General features: G+C 44.8%; 17 protein-coding genes. 10 read left to right on the forward strand and 7 right to left on the reverse strand.

Translation table 11 applies throughout. From position 1 onward, the window contains the following. Positions 1-11 precede the first annotated feature (11 nt). Positions 12-248, reverse strand: coding sequence for a hypothetical protein (locus IPJ71_02870; protein ID MBK7842627.1), 237 nt, complete (start codon positions 246-248; stop codon positions 12-14). A gap of 15 nt (positions 249-263) precedes the next feature. Next, positions 264-728 carry a hypothetical protein gene (locus IPJ71_02875; GenBank protein ID MBK7842628.1) on the reverse strand — a complete coding sequence of 155 codons (465 nt, stop codon included), beginning with the start codon at positions 726-728 and terminating at the stop codon, positions 264-266. A 445-nt stretch (positions 729-1,173) separates the two neighbouring features. Between IPJ71_02875 and IPJ71_02880 the strand changes: the two genes are divergently transcribed. Together IPJ71_02880 and IPJ71_02885 are read left to right on the forward strand one after the other, a co-directional pair. Beyond that, on the forward strand, positions 1,174-2,520 hold the full coding sequence (locus IPJ71_02880) for a serine hydrolase (protein MBK7842629.1): 1,347 nt from the start codon (positions 1,174-1,176) through the stop codon (positions 2,518-2,520). A 429-nt stretch (positions 2,521-2,949) separates the two neighbouring features. Further along, positions 2,950-3,576, forward strand: a complete 627-nt coding sequence (locus IPJ71_02885; protein MBK7842630.1) for a hypothetical protein — start codon at positions 2,950-2,952, stop codon at positions 3,574-3,576. A gap of 465 nt (positions 3,577-4,041) precedes the next feature. On the opposite strand, the gene IPJ71_02890 is transcribed toward IPJ71_02885, so the two are convergent. Next, on the reverse strand, positions 4,042-5,079 hold the full coding sequence (locus tag IPJ71_02890; GenBank protein ID MBK7842631.1) for a hypothetical protein: 1,038 nt from the start codon (positions 5,077-5,079) through the stop codon (positions 4,042-4,044). A gap of 146 nt (positions 5,080-5,225) precedes the next feature. On the opposite strand from IPJ71_02890, the gene IPJ71_02895 reads away from it, so the two are divergent. Further along, on the forward strand, positions 5,226-6,197 hold the full coding sequence (locus IPJ71_02895) for a hypothetical protein (protein MBK7842632.1): 972 nt from the start codon (positions 5,226-5,228) through the stop codon (positions 6,195-6,197). Positions 6,198-6,275: 78 nt separating this feature from the next. Here the strand turns inward: IPJ71_02895 and IPJ71_02900 are convergent, their stop codons facing one another. Further along, positions 6,276-9,014: a hypothetical protein gene (locus IPJ71_02900; protein MBK7842633.1), complete on the reverse strand. Its 2,739-nt coding sequence runs from the start codon at positions 9,012-9,014 to the stop codon at positions 6,276-6,278. A gap of 314 nt (positions 9,015-9,328) precedes the next feature. Here IPJ71_02900 and IPJ71_02905 point away from each other — a divergent pair, with 314 nt between their 5' ends. From IPJ71_02905 to IPJ71_02930, 6 genes are all read left to right on the forward strand, one after another. After that, the gene (locus IPJ71_02905; protein MBK7842634.1) at positions 9,329-10,450 is read left to right on the forward strand and encodes a Glu/Leu/Phe/Val dehydrogenase; all 1,122 of its coding nucleotides are present in this window, start codon (positions 9,329-9,331) and stop codon (positions 10,448-10,450) included. A 152-nt stretch (positions 10,451-10,602) separates the two neighbouring features. Then, entirely contained in the window at positions 10,603-11,382 is a 780-nt protein-coding gene (locus IPJ71_02910) for a tetratricopeptide repeat protein (protein MBK7842635.1), read from the forward strand. Between the two features lie 40 nt (positions 11,383-11,422). Next, on the forward strand, positions 11,423-12,586 hold the full coding sequence (locus IPJ71_02915; protein ID MBK7842636.1) for a PQQ-binding-like beta-propeller repeat protein: 1,164 nt from the start codon (positions 11,423-11,425) through the stop codon (positions 12,584-12,586). After that, positions 12,577-13,023, forward strand: coding sequence for a hypothetical protein (locus IPJ71_02920; GenBank protein ID MBK7842637.1), 447 nt, complete (start codon positions 12,577-12,579; stop codon positions 13,021-13,023). Before IPJ71_02915 ends, IPJ71_02920 begins: the two co-directional genes overlap by 10 nt. An 11-nt stretch (positions 13,024-13,034) precedes the next feature. Next, positions 13,035-13,544 (forward strand): adenine phosphoribosyltransferase, encoded by a 510-nt coding sequence (locus IPJ71_02925; GenBank protein MBK7842638.1) that lies wholly within the window; start codon positions 13,035-13,037, stop codon positions 13,542-13,544. A gap of 164 nt (positions 13,545-13,708) precedes the next feature. After that, positions 13,709-15,373, forward strand: a complete 1,665-nt coding sequence (locus IPJ71_02930; GenBank protein ID MBK7842639.1) for a VWA domain-containing protein — start codon at positions 13,709-13,711, stop codon at positions 15,371-15,373. Positions 15,374-15,443: 70 nt separating this feature from the next. Here IPJ71_02930 and cdd read toward each other — a convergent pair whose 3' ends face one another. Further along, positions 15,444-15,836 (reverse strand): cytidine deaminase, encoded by a 393-nt coding sequence (gene cdd, locus IPJ71_02935; GenBank protein ID MBK7842640.1) that lies wholly within the window; start codon positions 15,834-15,836, stop codon positions 15,444-15,446. 18 nt (positions 15,837-15,854) lie between these two features. After that, on the reverse strand, positions 15,855-16,358 hold the full coding sequence (locus IPJ71_02940; protein ID MBK7842641.1) for a hypothetical protein: 504 nt from the start codon (positions 16,356-16,358) through the stop codon (positions 15,855-15,857). A 342-nt stretch (positions 16,359-16,700) separates the two neighbouring features. On the opposite strand from IPJ71_02940, the gene IPJ71_02945 reads away from it, so the two are divergent. After that, complete coding sequence (locus IPJ71_02945; GenBank protein ID MBK7842642.1) at positions 16,701-17,396, forward strand: 6-carboxytetrahydropterin synthase; 696 nt, start codon at positions 16,701-16,703, stop codon at positions 17,394-17,396. Here the strand turns inward: IPJ71_02945 and IPJ71_02950 are convergent. Continuing rightward, positions 17,393-19,456, reverse strand: a complete 2,064-nt coding sequence (locus tag IPJ71_02950; GenBank protein MBK7842643.1) for a cation:proton antiporter — start codon at positions 19,454-19,456, stop codon at positions 17,393-17,395. The two genes, IPJ71_02945 and IPJ71_02950, sit on opposite strands and share 4 nt — an antisense overlap.

The following is a 19,456-nucleotide window of genomic DNA, read 5'->3' on the forward strand; positions in this document are numbered from 1 at the left end:
TTTTGAAGTCCTTATGTCGCACCAACCAAATGATAAACACATCTTCTTTGTAACACGAAATCAAAATACTCCTTTTCAAACCGTCTCATAACATCAATTCGATCAACTATACGATCGCTATAGTCTGATTTGTAAATTTTCAAGAACCATTCCGTCGCACTATAGAGTTCGTATTTTAAACCCATTTCCTTCGCTCTCTCAGCCGAGAGCCTGGTCGCTAAAATATCTATATAATGCTCCCAAAACATAAGTGTTTTAAATATTTAGTCAGATATCTTTTGAGAGCTTGCCCATTGAGTCTTAAATCTCATTTCGGTCTTGTTAAGTTCTGATTTGACTCTATGGGCGATATCATTTTCAGGCAGTCCTTGAAAAGAAGTTCCGTGACTCCTTGCTACAAATGCATTGATCGTTGGCAAATCCTCAGGATAACCGAATTCAGTGAGTCGATCTCTTTCCCAAGTTTTTGGGTCATCATGAATTCTCGAATAATTGAGCAAATGTCTTTTTAAAACTATCCATTCAGTTCTACTAACTGAACTAACAAATAATTTTTCTGCCTTCAAAAATAGTTCGCCAGCCTCTACAACTTCATACCTATGGCGATAGGTCGATTCAAGAGACTTGGCGAGGGCTATTCCTGATCTGTATGAAATCTCAGCACCTATTGATGGTGACGACACAAAAGCCATAACCATGGCACCTAAAATTTTACTGCATTTAAACATGGTAACACCCCTCCATTCTTCGTAACTCAACCACAACAAAATCATCTCCACTTACCTGCAGTCACAACTCCAGATCTAGCCCCACAGTTGAAGTCTAGACGCTGCCAGGTCCAAACTCTTTTGCTTTCAATAAGCTAAAATATTTATCGAGAGAAGCAGAAGGGATCCAGCAACGCTGAGAAAATTAGCCAGCCTTAAGTAGAGAAACAAGAAAAAACCACTGGCCCATCTTAAAATGGCAGACGTTCGGAATGAATTTTTAGAGGATCTTACATTATCCGTCTAGTAAGACTGTGGCGCAGACACCAATCTCGAAAGGAACTTTTTCAGACGATTAGCTGGTCTCAACACAGGCTAATTTGTTGCGAAAGTGTTGAAAAGCGTTCACGGGACAAATGCATGTGCTAGATGTTATAATTGTTGACGGATGGAGGGGGGGGGGATTGTGCGATACATAAAATCGGTATTCGCGGTGTTGGTTGTTTTTGCAATACCCTATCTGTTGTCATTTCAGTCTTGTTCAAACGATTTTGCACCCCACATCATTCATGAATCTGGCACATTGAGTGGTGACCTCCCACAATCTCCTCCCCCTTCTTCCCCTCCTCCTGAAGGCAAGAGTCTTTACTTTCCTCCTTTGAATAGTGAAGCAAGCGAAGTTTGTGATTCATCTACGTGGGAATACACTTCAGCGCTGTCAGCTGGCTTTAACGAAGAAAGACTCAATGAGTTCATGAGTTTCGTGACGAATTCCAGTCAACATACAACGGCAATCGTCATCCTTCACAGAGGAAAAATTGTCCGGGAGTGGTACTCCGGGAAGGTCGATCTCTCGGAATACAATTCCACAGTATCTGTAGGAAAATTGAATGTCTCAGATTGGGATTGCAACGCTTCAGATATGATTCATTCGGCATCAAAATCCATCGTGAGTATGACAATTGGAATTGCTGAGCAGGAGGGACGTCTTAATATCGAAGACCCAGTTTCCAAATTTCTTGGGAGATGGACGAACCTAACGACAGGTGAGGAGAAAATTCGCATTAAACATTTGTTATCCATGACAAGCGGACTGAACGGATCTCCCGCTGGAATAGATAGACTTGAAACTCCCGATGGAAGAATTGAAGGGGTACTTATTGACAATAAATTTCAGCCGCCTGAAGTGGCTTGGTTTTACAATACCTCAGCCTATCATCGACTCTTTGCGGTTATCGATAGCATTGGGAGTGACCGGGCTTCGTATATCAAAGAAAAAATATTCGACCAGATTGGCATGAACGACAGCGTGGTTTCAGGAGAAAATATTAGAGCGAGTGGACGTGATATGGCAAGATTTGGACTCTTAATTTTGGCCGGAGGAAAATGGAAATATAATATCATTATCAATGAGGATTTTGTTGATAAAGCAACCTCTCCCTTCCTCTCCCTGCCAACTTTTTCTGGAGTGTCTCCTGATCGAATGAACAAATCCTACGGTTTCCTGTTTTGGCTCAATGGGCAATCTAGTTGGATGTCGGGAGCTTGTTTTAATAACCTAGGTCAATTAAAGACAAGCCTTAGCTGTCAGACAGCCCTGAACAATGGCGACTTTAACAAGTTCTTTATTGAAACTGCACCCGCTGATCTCATCGCCGCACTTGGTGCTGCTGATAAAAAGATCTATATCGTCCCAAGTCTCGAGTTAGTCGTTGCGAGACACGGCACACCCCCTTCTGAAAACGAATCGGGGTTTGCCGAGAGTAAGTTGGATTCCACTCTCTGGGAAAATCTGATGAAAGCGAGACAATAAATCGCTTTAAAAAATTGGCTAGATTTGACCTTACACCAATCACAAAGGTTACCTCGTCATCCTGGCCTTCTTCAAATAGAATGCTGGAAGTGGGAGAACAATTTTGCGAGGTATCTGCCTATAACCAATTGAAAGGACTGATGATTTCATATTATTGGATGAAAAAGCGAACAGACCAGACCAAACGGCATCGGCCTCTCGCCAAAATCGCCCGAGAGGCACCCAGGACCCCCTCCTGGGCACTTCACTCGGTGTCCTTCAATTCAAAGCAAAGAATGCGGCATCATAGATTGGGGAGGGACACAATATCTGCTCAATTGTTTGTCAGACCCTCGATCTATGAACAGGTCCTCAGATTTAATGGGGGCCAGAGGGCCGACTCCCTGGCGCGGAAGTTGCTTTCTTGAACAGAGAAATAAGGGAGAATTTATGAGAAAACTAGCAATTCGATTTCTTACAATTTGTTCTTTGGGATCGCTCTTTTTTACTTTTTCATGCAACAAAGTAAAATCGGACTCAGGTATTAGCGCATTGGACGGAACAGGAGTTGAAGACCAATCAGGCGGCAGTTCGCCCCAAGCTTCATCAGCACAATCATCAGCAGTGATTGTCATTAATAGCTTAAATGAGCTCGATTTAAAGAAGATAAAAACAGATCAGAGATTCATTTATCTGGGAGTGGAGTGTCGGATGGTAGAAAATGATTATCCAACTCTAGTGATTTTGGTTAAAAATGTGGAGTTAATTGCGCTCGAGGCCTCCCCCACATCTCCCAGAGTTCAAGTCAGAGGACTTTTCTTTGATGACCTGATTACAAACACTTTTCATTGTGCAAATAGCACAACCGAAACCTTAGGATCTTTTGAGGATTCCGAATTTCCTTCGGTTAATCATATATTTGATTTCATCGTTCCTAAGAAATCGGAAATTGACAAATTCCCGGTTGGTAAGTTTTTTATCGCTCGCGCCAGTTCAGGAGACGGTGGAGCCTTTGACGCTGAGGGTGAAGATGGAGAGTCCGTCGAAGATGTATTTGCCTGCATTCCAAGAGATTAGTGCTGAACGCGTTCGAAAGCGACGATGGCTTAAACAATAAACTGATTCTGACCGCTAACTTGAAACTGTGCAGATTCGGACAATCCTCGGTGAGGTCGAAACCATCGCCGAGGAAGAGTCAAGGACCTACTTCTTTTACGGGTCACCGCGATGTGTCCCGTTCTAACTTCGAATGCTCGGGCTCCATTTGCAGTGGCCTCTTGACATCGGCGACTTCCATCCCTTTGAACCGCTTTCGCCCATTTTAAACCCAAATGTTGATATCTTGGTTTTTGAGATTTCAAATGGATAGGTCTTTAAGGGGATGGTCACACCACGGGGTCGTGAAATAAATCGCGCTACTCCTTTCCGAATCAATTCCTTGGGAGCAAGGAACGAAGCCTGCTCTAGAGGAGCACTTTTAATTTGGACGCTGGTAAGCCATCAATTGAGTGCCACGCGGCGAAATCAAACAAGTTGATCAAACTAATAGAAATCCACAAAAACGATTTTGTCGTCTTTCGATCGGATCACCACATTGTCAGGCTTCAGGGCGACTGTGGCTTTGGCGGGAAATTGATAATACAAGGATAGATGATCACTTAGCCCCTCCTGCAAGAAGGGCTGGATTTTATCAAATCCGAGAATTGTAACTGCAAAAGCGTTGGCTGTTAGTCCATCGACGCTAACAGTCTCTCTTTTAGCAGGACTGACACTCTCAACTTGACCTGGGGGAAATCTTTTTTTCAAAGAGTCAATGATGCTTTCGACTACTTCATTGTATTTTCTTACTATCTCTCTAAGGCGCCCTTTGTCGACTAAGGGATCTTTCATCAGTACGTTGAGTGGAGTCCCTTCAACAAAGGGCATTTCTGCTCGATCAAGATGAGAAACTGTGTACTGAGCTGCTTCAAAGGCACTTGTTTCCTTTGCTATCAACGAAAGGGCATTCATCTTTATGAGATCAGCAATGGCGTTAAGTTCCGTGAGGGGTTTGGTTTGATCACTGCTCGGAATTCTCCAATATCTTTTTACCGCGTGAACTTTGGTTGGATCAGATTTTGAAGTAACCTTAAAAACCACACCTGCCCATCCGCGTCCTAAAAGCTTATAATCCTCGGCCTCAAAGTTTCCCCAGTTGACTATTTCTGATCGTTCAATCAAAAGTTTGGCTTCTTGTAGCCTCAGGCCATCCGGAAGATCCAAGGCCTTGATTGCATTTATTGTCCGTCTCAGGCTCAAACCACTCTTAGGGTCCAATAGAATCAGACAGGTATTTGATCCGTGCGTTTTTAAAACTTGGGCTGATTGACGAGGAGATAAGGCGTAAGCTGTCGAAGGATTCAACAGAGTTCCAACGAAGGGCAGACAAAATACAAACAGACTTCGCTTCAACATAACAATTAAGAAGAGAATACAATTCTGGTGCCACTGGTTCGTCACCCGAACCAAACTGGCCAGCGGTAGCCCAGTGAGCGGTTGGAGAGGGCCGGAGAGGGGCGCCATTTTGCGGATCTCACCCAAACAAATAAGCGCATCCTGTCATTTTCAACAACAGTCTCTTCCTATTTTCTGACAAATTTCAGCTGTAAAAAGCGCAAAGGAGCCTTAGAAGAATAGGCCCGTATCTTGCTAGATGCGAGATACTAAGCTTTATATTGGAGGCGAGAGTGAATTTCTTTTTTGGATTCTTCATTTTTCTGGGCTGTTTTCATTCTTTCTTAGCCGAAGGCACGGAGAGCGATGCGGAAGCAATCGAAACAAGTTTGAAATCTGCTGGCAGAGATTATTTGCAATTATTTGTTACGGACAGTCAGGAGATTCCAGAAGCTCTGCAAAGCAATAAAGACTTTCGCCTTGAATATGAAAGGAAAGGCCAGGCCTACAAACACCAGCACGGCATCCAGCTCAGAAACCTGTATAGGCTCCTCCGTGAGGCGCGCCTGTATGAAGAAAAGAATGGGCTGGGGAATGATCTGTCTGTAAAATTCATACTTGAAATGCGAAAGACAGCTTTGGAGATATTGCAGACTCGTTATTTGAGTGCAGGGGAGGGGGTCTATCTCATTTTTGACATCTTCGAGCTTTTAGAGGAGCTAGCAGATAAGGAATTGCCCCGTAACTATTTTTTACTCGAAGCTGCCGATGCGATAAGAAAAAATGCCGACCCATTGATGGATCTTAAAGCTAAAGATCTTATTTTATCGGGAGTTTTTGTTCAACTCTCAGTTGACAGGGGAGGACCGCAGAGCCTCAGGCATTTATTTGGTATTCTGGATTTCCTGGATAGCGAATTGAGGATTGCCAGTTTGGACAACCTTGCTTTTCTTGCCGATCAGGTTGTCGGTTTTTACATTAAAAGGTCATATGACTTCATTGGCGTGAGGAAGACACCTGATCCTAATTCGCCCTATCTGGAATTTGACATCGACCGAATCAGAATACATCTTGTCAAGTTGGTTAAAGAACTTTTGCCTAAAATTGCGAACGAGAAAGCGAGAATAAAGTTAGAAAGAGATCTCGAGGCTCTGCAAGTAAAATTCAGTGAGGCAGAAAGAATATTGAGCGCCCAGCAACGCGCGAAAAGCAAAATAACAGCAGGATGCCGAAAACGCTTGTCTTTGTTGGGTTCAGCAGATTAGTTCAGAGAACGAGAAAGGAGTCAGACCTTCTTTCTCCTACTTCTGCGTTGAATCTCGTCCTCGACCATAAGATAAACCTTAATTGGGAAAATCGAATCCTATTTTGATCATTCTCATACGAATATCGTGAAGTTCGTTTCTGTCTTTGGGATCATCAGAAATTCCGACCACCAAACGGTAAAATACTGCCGCTAGTAAGGCCCTCATCTCTCGAACTCTTTCTATGCTCCCATTCAATTGAACTTGCGGAGGTTGAATACCATCAAAAGCTTTTGAGTACTTTCCCAACAAAACTTGGATTTCTGAATAGAGCTCTAGATCATAACTCAGTCTCTCAATAACTCGTCTGAGATCTTCACGATCAACACCATTGACTTTTTGAGTCCATGTTCGCGACAGGTAATTCATCCAATGAATAATCCCGTTTTCCTTGTTCATTGCCCACCCGTGAATTTCCTTTACCTCTGCATCAATCTTTTTTATTTCTGCAATGAAATCTTGAATGATAAGTGCAAGAGAGAATTTCGCTCCAAAAGAACGATCGAAATCGTTGCCGGACGAAACGGAATTAAACCGCAAAATATTCTCCCGCAATTTAGAATCTAGTCCTTCTCTGTCAATTTCAAGGGGGCGCCGATTCCTATGAGGTGAACTAAAATAGGGTGTGGGATGGACCAAGGGAAGAGAACTACTCTTTCCCACTGGATTCTTTTCAACAGGCAATCTTCTCTCATCATTTTTTTTGAGACAATTTCCTAAACCCAATTTCCAATTGTAGAATGAATTCAATGCCCCATCGAGAAGACCTATTGTTTGATCCTTACTTCCATTCCCAACAATTGGGGGTGGCGTCGAAACATCTTCTGAAGTAACCGAAGGACCTTCAACGACTGGATTTACCTTCTGCCTGAGTAAATACAAATAACGAATTGGATCGTTGTCCTGACCCGCTCCCCCATCAGTGCCGTCCCGGTACTGGTAGGCCTTGCTTTCAAATTCAAGGACCTGGGAACGAATGAAAGAAAGAGAATCCAAAATCGCGCTTGTCGGAAGAGGGAATGGAAGGCCAAGGATTGTCCTCAAGAATTGTGCTTGAGAGCCGAAGGTGCCACTTGCAATGGACCTCTCTGGTCCATTCTTCTGATTGTCTGTGGAATGGGGTTGTCCGATTCTGAAATTCAAGATCTCTTTTATGAAGACAGGTGAAAAACTGCCACTATTAAGATAGGAAGAAACCAACGAAACAACAAGTGTCCTCGCAACAGAAGAGGGAAGGTTATAAACAAGAGGATTATGAATTGAAGGAGAAGTATCATAAATGTCAGCAAATGGACGAACGTAAGCTGCATACGAATCCGGGCTCTGCCCGCTAAAAGAATTTAAGCCCTGCGCATCAGACTTAAAACCTCGCAAATCGAAAATTCTATTTAGTCGCGCAAAATATTTATCAAGGAATCCTCTCTCCCTCATTGCATCATAGGTATAACCGCTGGCATCTCCCATATAGAGAGCTATCTGAGGATCTATTTCTCCTTGAGGCAAAAATCTATCGTGTCGCAGAATCCGAGTTGAGGCATCTTCCGCACGAGACCTGTCATGAGAAGAGAGGAGATCTGCAAAATGATTAAAATCAATGACAAGGGAGGCAACGGGAGTTCTCATTTTTAAAATATTGGGGTTAGAAATGGAAAATCGCCGTCCCTCTTTCCGAACAATTCCAAACAATCGCAAATCCATCTGCAAAAAGAAAAGGGTAATAAGTGGATGCGTCTGAAAATCAAGGAGTGTTGGACGCAAAAGATATTCCATCAGTCTATTAAGAGAAAAAGGAGAACCCCCCTTTGGGGAACGGTTTTGAGTTCCCTTCTTATTACTCGTGAAAATATATTCCATTTTAAGCCGTTCATTTAGTTCGAAAAGCTGCGATCGAGAGTATATACGATAAATCAGTAAGGCCGTCTCGGCCACAACCTTGACTCCTTGGGCCGGCGACAACAGATTTTCAAACAAAATTTCTAAAGCATTGAGGCTGACGAAGTCGCCCTTAAGAACTGGTCCACTAAATGATTGATCTGAAGTGGAGTTCTCTTTGGCCAATTCAAATTGGCCGAAATGAGGCAAAATATTTAAATTCTCTTCTGTGCGAAGTGAATTTAACGGCGATGAATCATGAGCAACATAGGGTATCGCAATAGGTCCAGCTCCCCCAGCGCGAGGGATGCTTTCAAATTGTGAATACGCAAACAAAATCATGTCCGTGAAAACGGGATGCTGAAGCCACTGGAGTTGGCGCACCATGAAGTCGCTTATCGCTAGCTTTGTTCGAAGAATATCAGCAGCTTCATCTGAGCCATTTCGAACAAGCTGGGTTACAAAAGCCAAATTATAGAGAAGAACTTGGAGTTTTCGATCCACAGTGACGTCTGGAGAATCCAAGAAAAGATCGACCTGAGCGCTGTAATTTTCGATTTTCTGAGAGAGTTTAATTTCTTCATAGATACGATCTGCCGAAAGACTGGAGTTCGCCAATTCCGCTGGCCCCAAATATAAAAACCAGGAACTCAATCCGTCATTTCTGACAAATTCAGTCAAATCACCAATTGGCAGTTGCTCGTCGGGCATCAGCCTAGGCTCATATATAGGCTCGGATATCAGTTGCTTTATGCAGGGCCCTCGTCTGTCCACGGCTGTGCCGGGTGATGAGGAGCCAAAAGTTGGAACCTGAGCAAAGTTTTCAAGCGAGGCCGGAGCTTTGACTGCCAAAACCAAAAAGACTGCGGCAAGGACAAAAGAAAAAATATTTTTTTGATAAAACAAAAACTCGCCTCCAGCGAAAACGCACTGGTTCAAAGCAAGCAATGGCCAACACTTTACTGAACCTGAGATTTGGATTGATGCACGAGGAGCATCTGTTACCGCATTAAAGCGCGCCGAGTCAACTTGGCGGAGCTCACAGACAACTACTTGGCGAACGGCGTTATAATTCGCATTATGGTCTGATCGAGGTGGAGGATACATTTTTTACTTGCCCGCAATAGGGCCAGTTTCTAAGGTGTTTGGCACATCATCAACCTAAAAGGATAATTGAATAAAACCTTGATTGAGCCAAAAAGAAATGGGTGGAGGCGGAGATGTTGAGCTTTGAGTTAATTGAAAAGCACGGGGACCACGAAGAGGTGATTTTCTGCCACAACAAGGAAGTAGGCTTGAAAGCAATTATCGCCATTCATAATACAGCGCTGGGCCCCGCACTTGGCGGGACGCGGATGTGGGACTACGCCAGTGAGGAAGAGGCGCTGATAGATGTCCTCCGCTTGTCAAAGGGAATGACCTACAAGGCTTCTGCCGCTGGCTTAAATCTCGGTGGTGGCAAGGCCGTCATTTTAGGAGACCCCAAAAAGCATAAAAGCGAAGGTATTTTTAGAGCTTTTGGAGCCTATGTGAATTCCCTCAACGGAAAGTACATTACGGCCGAGGATGTTGGAACAACGGTTCATGACATGGAATATATTTTTATGGAAACCCCTTATGTCACGGGAATCCCTAAAGCTCTCGGAGGCTCGGGCGATCCAAGCCCATACACGGCTCATGGCACACTCATGGGAATTAAAGCAGCCGTGAAATACAAGTTGGGTGCAGATTCTCTTTCGGGCATGAGAGTTGCCGTACAGGGCCTGGGCAATGTGGGATCTCACTTGGTTGAATACCTTGTAAAAGAGGGCGCTGTGGTTACTATTGCTGACATAGACAAGGATCGAGCGAAAAAAATATCTTTAAGATTTAACCTTTCTGTCATCGATCCAAAAGAAATCGTGACCAGCGAATGCGATGTCTTCGCACCATGCGCCATGGGTGCAGTGATCAATGATCAGAGTCTGCCTAAACTCAAATGCAAGATCGTGGCTGGCGGCGCTAACAATCAGCTCGCGGAGTATCGGCATGGAGATGCCCTCATGGAAATGGGGATCTTGTACGCTCCTGACTACGTGATCAATGCAGGTGGCCTGATGAATGTTTTTGTTGAACTTGAGGGGTATTCTTCGGAGCGTTCATTTGAGAAGACGAATCAGGTATATGACAATTTGATCAACGTTTTTCAAATAGCTAGAAATGACAATATTGCTACGCATCGAGCAGCCGATCGCCTCGCTGAGGCCCGCATTCGATGCATTGGAGGATTGAAGCAACATCATCACGGACGCACGTCGCGACCCTTTTCCACTTTAAAGGAAATGACAAATAGACAAAAATAGGTAGATAAATAAGAGAATAAGAATAGATGGGTTGGTAAAAAAAGTTGCCCCGATGTCGGAGGCCAGGTTCCCATAGGAATATCGGAGCTTTACTTCTGCCTGATTCGGATCATATTCTGACCCCGACTGTGTAAAAAAATGGAGTTTAAAGCGTGAGTAAAAAACTAGATAAAGACGACATTAAGGGTCCCGATGCCTTCATAGCCACTTCAGATGTGGTGGGCCTTTGGATTCAGAAGAATCGTAAACTTGTGTTTTCAGTTCTCGGTGGACTGGTTGTCATTGGGGCAGCTGCCGGAGGCTGGAGTTGGTACCTGAAATTCAGAGAGACTCGCGCCCAGGAGGCACTCTATGAAGTGGAGTCCAAGATTTATAAAATCCAGGCCGATCTTTTGGGCAAAAAAGAATCGAGTGCTCAGAAGGACGAAAAAGAGACGAAAAAGAAGGACACTGATAAAAATATCGACGCTGATTACGGCTCTCTGCTGGGTGACTTTGACACAAAGATCAAAAGCAATATGGGTTCTAAGGCTGCACTGATCGGGAGCATCCAATTGGCTTCGATCTACATGGAATACGAAAACTTTGATAAGGCCCATCAGATCTTAAAGGAAATCTCTCCCACTGCTGGAAAAAACGGCGTCTTTTTCGGTTTGGTTCAGATGCAGTTGGCCTCGGTCCTTGCAGCCATGAATAAACAGGAAGAAGCAAAGGCCCTCTATGATCAGGTCTTGAAGGACAAGGGATCATCCTTTCTTCATTCCGAAGCTATCCTTAAGTTAGGCTTGATGGAGGAGAAATTGGGAAAGCTTGACCAGGCGAAAACACACTACCTTCGAGCGAGCCAAGAGTTCTCCTCTACGGATGCGGGGAAGGCAGCCAAGGCCTATTTGAGATTGATGGAACTCGACAAGTCCGGGGCGAGCCGATAGTTTCTCTGTTTTTTGATTCGCTTTATTATAAGGAGAGGTTATGGAGCACCGTCGAATAGCTGCGTTCTTTTTTCTCACATTGGCTGGTCTTGGCGCTCTTGGATGTTCCCTTACTCCATTGCAGAATCTGCACGCCGAGAAAAAAGACTTCATCATCGAACGAGAATGGATAAAGGCCACATTTGCCGAGGAGTCATTGGATTTTCGCCGTCTCAACCGAATGAGGCCCCTCGTAACAGAAAAATTGGTTGTGGCGGGAAATGCCGTGGACCAACTCGTGGCATATGATCGGGCAACGGGAAAGCTAGTTTGGTCTCGATCCTTTCAGGGTGGCGTAGAAGGTGGAGCTCAAGCTCTTGACAACAGGCTTTACTTTGGATCCAGCGATGGGTTTTTCTACTCTCTCAATTTAAGTACAGGAGCAACTGAGTGGACGTTTCCGGTTCGGGCTGAAGTTCTGGGTGAACCTTTAGTTCAAGACAACCGAGTTTATTTTGTTTCTGGAAATAATATTTTAATTGCATTGGATGCGAATTCGGGACAGGTAGCATGGACCTACAATCGCATGGATCCCTCTCAGATTTCAGTTCGAGGTGCCAGCCGTCCCGTCATCATCGGAGCCCTCATTTATTCCGGTTTCAGCGATGGATCCTTTGTGGCTCTGAATAAAGAAAAAGGAGCTCTCGTTTGGGAACAAAAACTCAATCAGAATAAGCGCTTTCGCGATGTGGACTCCACCCCTGTGATTGAGGGCGACAGCATTTATGTATCCAGCTTTGATGGCGCTCTTTATTGTCTTGATAAGGACAAGGGAATCATCCGCTGGAAAGTGGATGAAGGCGGTTTTTCCCCAGTGACCTTGTATCAAAATTCCCTTTACTACGGCTCAACTTCAGGAAAAATGATGGCCTTAGATAAGGCTTCTGGGAAGGTTCTTTGGATCCGACCGGGTATCAAGGGCTTTGCGACAGAATCTGTTGTTTACCGAGGCCTGTTGGTTTATGGGGAATCGAGCGGTTCGCTTCAGGTTCTTGACGCTGCAACAGGCAATTGGGTGGATCAATTTGATACCGGCAGGGGCGTCACCTCGAGTCCCTATTTGGATGTACAGACGGGTCAGCTCTACTTCATGTCAGCAAATGCGCTTCTCTATCGGATTCGCCTCGGATGGAATGTGCACACAAGATACTGGCCGTGGGGTTAGCAAAGTTGAGAACTCTTCTGGCCGTCATCATTCTCTTTGGTGCTCTCTGTTCGTGTTCAGTTGGCAATTGTCGAAGCAATGGTCAAATGATTTATCAAAAGGATCTTCTTGCCCAGGGACATGCTCAAGCTGTCGCAATTACAAAAGACTCAAGCGACAAATCTGCAAAATATGAAAACCCCGATCGTCACGTTTTTGTTTACAAGCAAGATGGGGGTAAGCAATGTGAGCCAGGGACAGCCATCTCGCTCAATAAAATGGCAAGGGAATTGAAAGCAATACAGATTTTCTCAAAAAAAAAGGGTCAGGGCGACGGCTTTGTCATTTCTCTTTGCGGAGCTCATGGCACAGGAATCAATGTGTTTGAAATAGGTATCAAAGACTTGGAAAAAGCAAAAGAACTGGGCTTTTTAGAGTTGACGGGAGACAAACAGTGAATCATTGGCAAATGAGCGACATTGGATCTTTAGTTGTGGACGTACCCAATTTTCCCAAAAGTGGGATTATGTTCAAAGATATCACACCCATCTTCGCGAACGGGGCAGCATTTCAGTCTCTGGCCATCAAATTCGCCGAGAAGCTCCCTTCTGATGTCACACATCTCTGCGCTATCGAGAGTCGCGGCTTTATTATTGCGGCTGCAGTGGCTCAGCACAGAGAAATTTCACTGGTTTTAGCCCGCAAGCCAGGCAAGCTCCCTCGGGAAACGGTGAGCCACAGGTACGATCTGGAGTATGGCTCAGACTCACTGCAAGTGCACAAGGATTCCTTTTCGGAAGAGAGTCGTGTGGTCATCATTGACGATGTTTTGGCCACTGGAGGAACAGCTTCTGCCGCAGAAAGCCTGGTGAAAAAATGCGGGGCCCATGTTATCCAACACCTTTTTCTGATGGAACTAAAGGGTCTCGATGGAGGAGCTCGACTTAAAGCCCCTTATCATGCATTTCTTCAGTTCTAGAGGAACTTTGCCACCGGAATTCCAGGGTAGTCTGCAAAAAGTTCAATAAAACTTTCATAGGATTTTTTGCGAGTCGATCAAAAAGATATATTTGAGTTGTTCTAAAATTGGATTTGTGGCAAGGCTTGCGCCAGCGACTCCGCCCCTAATAATGAGGACCTTCTATGTCTAATTTGATGCTGCCTTTCCTACTTCTCTTAAACCTGTTACCGGGCTTTACTGCAATGGCCGGAGAACCAGAACCGCTAACAAATGGAGCCAGATTAAATATTGCTGATGCTGATGCAAGGAGCCTTCTCTTTGTCGAAGTGCTAACACAGGCATCACAAAAAATTTCATCAAGAAATCTTCAGTTGGACGATATTCCGGCTTTTCTATTTGGACTCAACAAAAAAAATAAAATCGAAGCCGATGAGTGGACACTTTTCTATAATAATTTGAAGTCTCCGGGTAACTCTGTTGAGATCATCACTCGTGAGCTGGATCCACAATCTAAAATTTACAAAACCATCTTTCGTGTCGACCTCGGCAAGATCCCCGCAAACGTAACCGCGCTCAGTTTCGCTCTCGCTACCTCGCTTGAAGGAGACGCCCATGATCCCCTTGTTAAGGATCTTGAATTCATCACTGCCGTTGTGCGAGCGGGAGAAAATAAGATTGCTGTCTTCTCACCTCAACCCGGATCTTTGACTGAAGAACGAGCGATTTTTTTGTTAACTTTGTACAGACATGGCGAAAGCTGGAAAATAAGGGCCCAAGGAGATGGATTTAATGGCGGATTTGCAAGTTTGTTTAATTCCTTTGGCGGAGAGAGATCTGACAACCCAGATATAAAAGGCCAGGAACCGCCTCAAAAACCTGCCGTTCCAGATGCGCCCGCGCAGCAACCCCAATCACCATCTCCAGAAAAAAAGATGGAGCCAACCTCTTCAATTACAGAGCAAAGAGACAGAATTTCACTTGAAAAACTTGGAAAAAAAGCACCTGGTCTCGTGAGTTTGGCAAAGAAAGTGAACGCCCTAGTCGACAAAATGGGTTTAGGTGAAGTATTTGCGAGTGTTCTTCTTGTTTTAGATGCATCCGGATCAATGTCGAGACAGTACCCTGATGGTGTTCAAAAGCTTATTGATCGCATCATACCTTTGGCTCTTCGGTTAGACCCTGATGGAGCCATTCCCTGTTACGCATTTGCCACCAATTGCGCACGTCTATCGATTGATACGACAACGGGGGAAGAGGTCGGTGACAATATCACGCTGGAAAATTATGCAGATTTCATCAAGAGAGCACAGCAAAGCCGCATGCCCTATGAACAGACAACTCAAGGGGGAATTTTGGGATTGGGCGGGACATCCAGGGATAAAATTGATGCTTCAGGAAATAAAATTCGAAAGCCTTACTCCGGTGGGGGAGAGATCTTTTATGGGCTTGGCTACAGTAATGAGGAAGTTCCTCTGCTTGAAATGTTGCGCCGAGACTATGCGGGAACGAAAAAGCCGGTGCTTGCTATAATTGTTCATGACGGCGGAGTTGGTAGCGCATCAGCTATAATTAAAAAAATAATATCTTTAGCCAACGAAGGGGTTCCAATTTATTTTCAGATTGTCGGATGGGCAGGAAGTGGTTATGGTGTCTTCAAGGAACTGGATACTATTGGGGGCCGTAGAATCGACAATACGGGCTTCTTTGAGTTGACGCCCAAAGATTTAATCGAAATGCCAGAGGAAGTTCTAGTCGAAAAATTATTAAAGGAATTTCCTGCTTGGCTGAAAGCGGCTGAAAAAGAGCAGATTATCGAGCCTTCTTCCTGCCGACCTCGATTGATATGACATGACAACCAACTGAGATTGTGACCGGACTGCCCCGGCTGGAAATTGACCATTCAGGATCAAGAAAAGCTCAGGATAGGTGGAGGGGTCCGAAAAAGTGAGGGCAAAGTTCTCCTAGGGTTTTCTCTCTCATAACTCCATCGAGGTTGCACAGAAGAACAGGAACCTCTGCCGTGGCGAATTCGCTTAAGACCTGACGACACATCCCACAGGGAGGCCATGGTTCAAGAGAATCTGTTACAACCAAAATGGCCTTCACATTTTTAAATCCTTGTCCTATCGCTGAAAATACAGCAGATCTTTCGGCGCAAATAGTCGCCCCGTAGGAGGCATTTTCAACGTTGCAACCAGAAAATATTCGTTGATCATCCATCAAGAGCGCCGAGCCGACCTTGCAATTGCTGTAAGGACTATAAGAATTCGATCGCGCCTTGATGGCAGCATCGAGAAGTTGTTTCTTCAGAGAAGGAGTGAGGCTCACTTAGTTCTTTTCCTCCTTGGCCTTGTTAGACTGGATGGCCACCGTGCCTGAGATATCCTGGAGGTGATCAAACTGTTCAAGTCTCTTTAGCCCTCCAGACCCCTTGAGCTCGATTGTCAGAACGGGGACGTTGTTATCTTTCCACATATAACGTCCTAAACTACCTGGAAAATTGCCCAAGGAAATCCAAGGCAGGGGCTCAAAACGGGGATACTTCAGTCTCGGTCCATCAAAATCCAAAACTCCGAGGGGGGTATGAATTGAAATAATAAAATCTGGGTTAAAATCCTCAATATGCTTCATCGCGCAGCGAGTTTCCATTTCACTTCCTGAATTTGGCCCCGGATATCGACGAGGATCGCTTTTAGTCATTGATTTCCATCTTTGAACAGCTTCACGATCCCAGCCCTCAGTCGGGAAGTTACGGTTGATATCAACCCCGCGGGCATTGACCCTGGTTTTTTGCCAAACCCATCGGGATTCAGGACAGGAATAACTCGCCAAGAGTTACGCGGCTCAACGTTTTCAAGTCTCGCCATCCATGCCCGCGCAACGCTGCCGCTGGGTAGTTCATCCCCGTGAATAAGGGCCAAAGCAAGAATTCTTTTCCCCTTCAAATCACTACTTAATCTCTCGTAGTGAAATATTGGACGTTTCTCCTCGCTCACACATCCCTGAAGCACCTGCGCCTTCTTGCAGGCTTTGGCAAAATCTTCATTCTTTAATGGACCTGGAAGCCGCGCCAACTCAAGATTACAAATAGATGACACTTCGTTTTGGTCGTAATGAATATCGCCTCTGTCTGTCTCTCTGCCCTCAGTCTTGGAAGAACTCGGTATTTTACTTGTGGACTCAAGCGTCGAAACCACCGGCGGGTTTTCTCGCGTGTCAGCTTTTTCAGTGGATACAAGAGAGATTTTTTCACTTCTCTTTTCTACCAATAAATTGGTGCAAGACTGGACAAGGGGAGTCACCAAAGCTCCGAGTACAACAAAAAATAGTCTGCCCATGAATGCTCGCCTCACAATAGAAATGACGCAGATAATATTGCCTCCATTCTTGGACAGGCCTCGACTAGAGTCAAGCCTCGGAGAACTTGGTTTGGTCACTTTTTTGGGTTATGAGGAGCCAATGTCTAAAACATCCTTAGTCATTTTATCGAGAAAGGCTTATTTCAGTGCCGGTGTGAGATATTTTAATTCAACCTGGACTGAAGGCCAAAATCAGAAAGTGTTTGGTGATTCCTGCAAAGAATATGGCCATGGCTATAACTTTACGCTCGAAGCCCGTCTGGCTGGGCACCGCGATCCAAGAACCAGCTTAGTCGTTAATCTCACCGACGTAGAAAGGGATCTGAAAGAAGTCGTTGCACTTCTCGACAAGAAACATTTGGGATACGAGGTTGCTTTCTTCAAGGGGCGAATCCCCACGATAGAAAATATCGCCCAATATTGCTTTCTTGAATTAAAAAAACGCTTGGGGTCGCTCCTCATCGGAGTTCGACTGCGTCAGGGCGAAGACGATTGGGTCGATATTATTTAACCGGAGAGGTCCGCATCCTTGGTGAGAAGTAATCCTGCGGACTTAATAGACTCACTGGTACCAAGCAAATATAGTGTATCGTTACTTTCAAGAGCAAAATCGGCATCAGGTACCGCAACGCCCAATCCGTCACGAAAAACAGAGATAAGTGTTGCTCCAGTGCGTTTTCGCAAATCAAGCTCACCGAGAGTTTTTCCTGCGGCATAAGAGTCGCCCTTTAATTTCATCGGGTAAAGATTTGCCAATGCTTGCCAGGCGGGCATGTCTATCGTTCTTCGTTCAGACTCCTTGATTCCATCTCGAGAACTCTTTAAGCGTTGTTGAGCCTCTAGAGTAAAGTCATAAATCTGTTTCTCATTCGCTCCATAGGCACGCAGAGTACGGGCCAATATTTCTAATGAAGTTTCGAATTCAGAAATTACGGGCTCGAGATTTGGATTAAAATCCAATTTTTCTAAATCACGCATATATTGCAAACGAACAAGTACTTTGATTTCCGGGCGAATACGATGAATGGTTCGCAGTATCGCTTCGGTAATGTCCAAACTATTTACGACAAGTATAACCAGATGGGCTCGATCAAGTCCGCCCTGGTGAAGTATTTCTTCTTTTGAGCCATCTCCAAAAAAAATAGGCTCGCCTCGTTTTAGACCCTCACGAACCGAAGCTCCGTTCATTTCAATGATTCGATAAGGCAGGCGAAGTGACTTTAAGGCTGAGGCCACTTCTTGTCCCGCTATTCCAAACCCAATAATCAGCGAATGCCCACCCTCAGGGCCAGAATCCTGATTCGCTGATGAGCTGCTGATCACACCACTGATCCGATGAATTTTAAGACTTTTTGCAAGATTCTGAAACCGTTGAGAAACCACACTGAAGGGTTTATCTCGAAATCCCAACTTTGGCGCAATTCGGTAAAATAGGGGAGTGAGGATCAGTGAAATAATGGAGGCAGCTAAAAAATACTGGTACTGTCTATCAGACATTAAGCCAAGGACCCTTCCATGATCCGCGAGAATAAATGAAAATTCACCAATCTGAAATAGTATCAAGGCTGTGACAGAGGCGACAGAGGAGGAATGGCCGGCAAGCCATAGGACCAAATAGATACAAATGAATTTCACCAACGAAATGCCAAGAGAAAACGTCAATATCTGGAGCGTGTTTGATGCAAGAAAATCCAAACTCAGCAGCATGCCGATTGAAACAAAAAACAATCCCAAAAAATTATCACGCAGAGGAGCAAATTCAGCGGTCGCCTGCTTTCCAAAGGGGGAGCTAGATATCATAAGGCCAGCAAAAAAAGCTCCTAACGAAAGAGAGAGTCCTATCTTTTCAATCAACAGTGCCGTTCCACCGCAAATAAATAGGACCGAAAAGAAAAACACCTCGCTGCTACGAGTTCGTACAACTCGATCGAGAATAAAGGGAACAACCCATCTCGCACAGACTCCAATGAACAAAATGAGCCCCATAGATTTCAAAAGAAACATCCCGACCATGAGGGAATCAAATTGAATGCGATGGTCACCGCCACCATCCGCTAAGAGGGGGACAATCAATAATAAAGGTATTACAGAAAAATCCTGAAAAAGAAGGATCGCCAGCGACGTCTGTCCAAATGGAGAATCAAGATTTCTTCCCTCTTTTAAGAGTTTTAAAACGACAGCCGTCGAACTAAGAGAAATGATTGATGAAAAGAAAAACGACTGGGGCCAGGAAAGATCAAATCCATAGCGAAGGACAAGCAGACTGACCCCTATAGTCACCCCCATCTGCCCTCCACCAAGGCTCAGAAAAATTCTCTGCAAGGCACGCAACTGACGCAAAGAAAATTCCAATCCTATCGTGAACATCAACAAAATACCGGCAATTTCGGTGAGTAGTTCCACTCGCATTGCGGTCTTTACCCATCCAAGTCCATGGGGACCGACCAGCATGCCCGCAATCAGAAAACCGACGATTGGCGGCAGTCGGAGGGAGTGAAAGATGGTAGCCACCAAAGTAGTTGAACCCAAAATTAAGATAAGATCTGTGAATATCACATGGTTATCTGACAT

The sequence above is a fragment of the Bdellovibrionales bacterium genome (assembly GCA_016714165.1).
GTDB lineage: Bacteria > Bdellovibrionota > Bdellovibrionia > Bdellovibrionales > UBA1609 > JADJVA01.

Bases quoted from the DNA above. Each gene is read 5' to 3' on its own strand.
- IPJ71_02870 (MBK7842627.1), bottom strand. From the start codon at position 248: ATGTTTTGGGAGCATTATATAGATATTTTAGCGACCAGGCTCTCGGCT.
- IPJ71_02950 (MBK7842643.1), bottom strand. From the start codon at position 19,456: ATGTCAGATAACCATGTGATATTCACAGATCTTATCTTAATTTTGGGT.
- IPJ71_02875 (MBK7842628.1), bottom strand. From the start codon at position 728: ATGTTTAAATGCAGTAAAATTTTAGGTGCCATGGTTATGGCTTTTGTG.
- IPJ71_02905 (MBK7842634.1), top strand. From the start codon at position 9,329: ATGTTGAGCTTTGAGTTAATTGAAAAGCACGGGGACCACGAAGAGGTG.
- IPJ71_02915 (MBK7842636.1), top strand. From the start codon at position 11,423: ATGGAGCACCGTCGAATAGCTGCGTTCTTTTTTCTCACATTGGCTGGT.
- IPJ71_02885 (MBK7842630.1), top strand. From the start codon at position 2,950: ATGAGAAAACTAGCAATTCGATTTCTTACAATTTGTTCTTTGGGATCG.
- IPJ71_02930 (MBK7842639.1), top strand. From the start codon at position 13,709: ATGTCTAATTTGATGCTGCCTTTCCTACTTCTCTTAAACCTGTTACCG.
- IPJ71_02925 (MBK7842638.1), top strand. From the start codon at position 13,035: ATGAGCGACATTGGATCTTTAGTTGTGGACGTACCCAATTTTCCCAAA.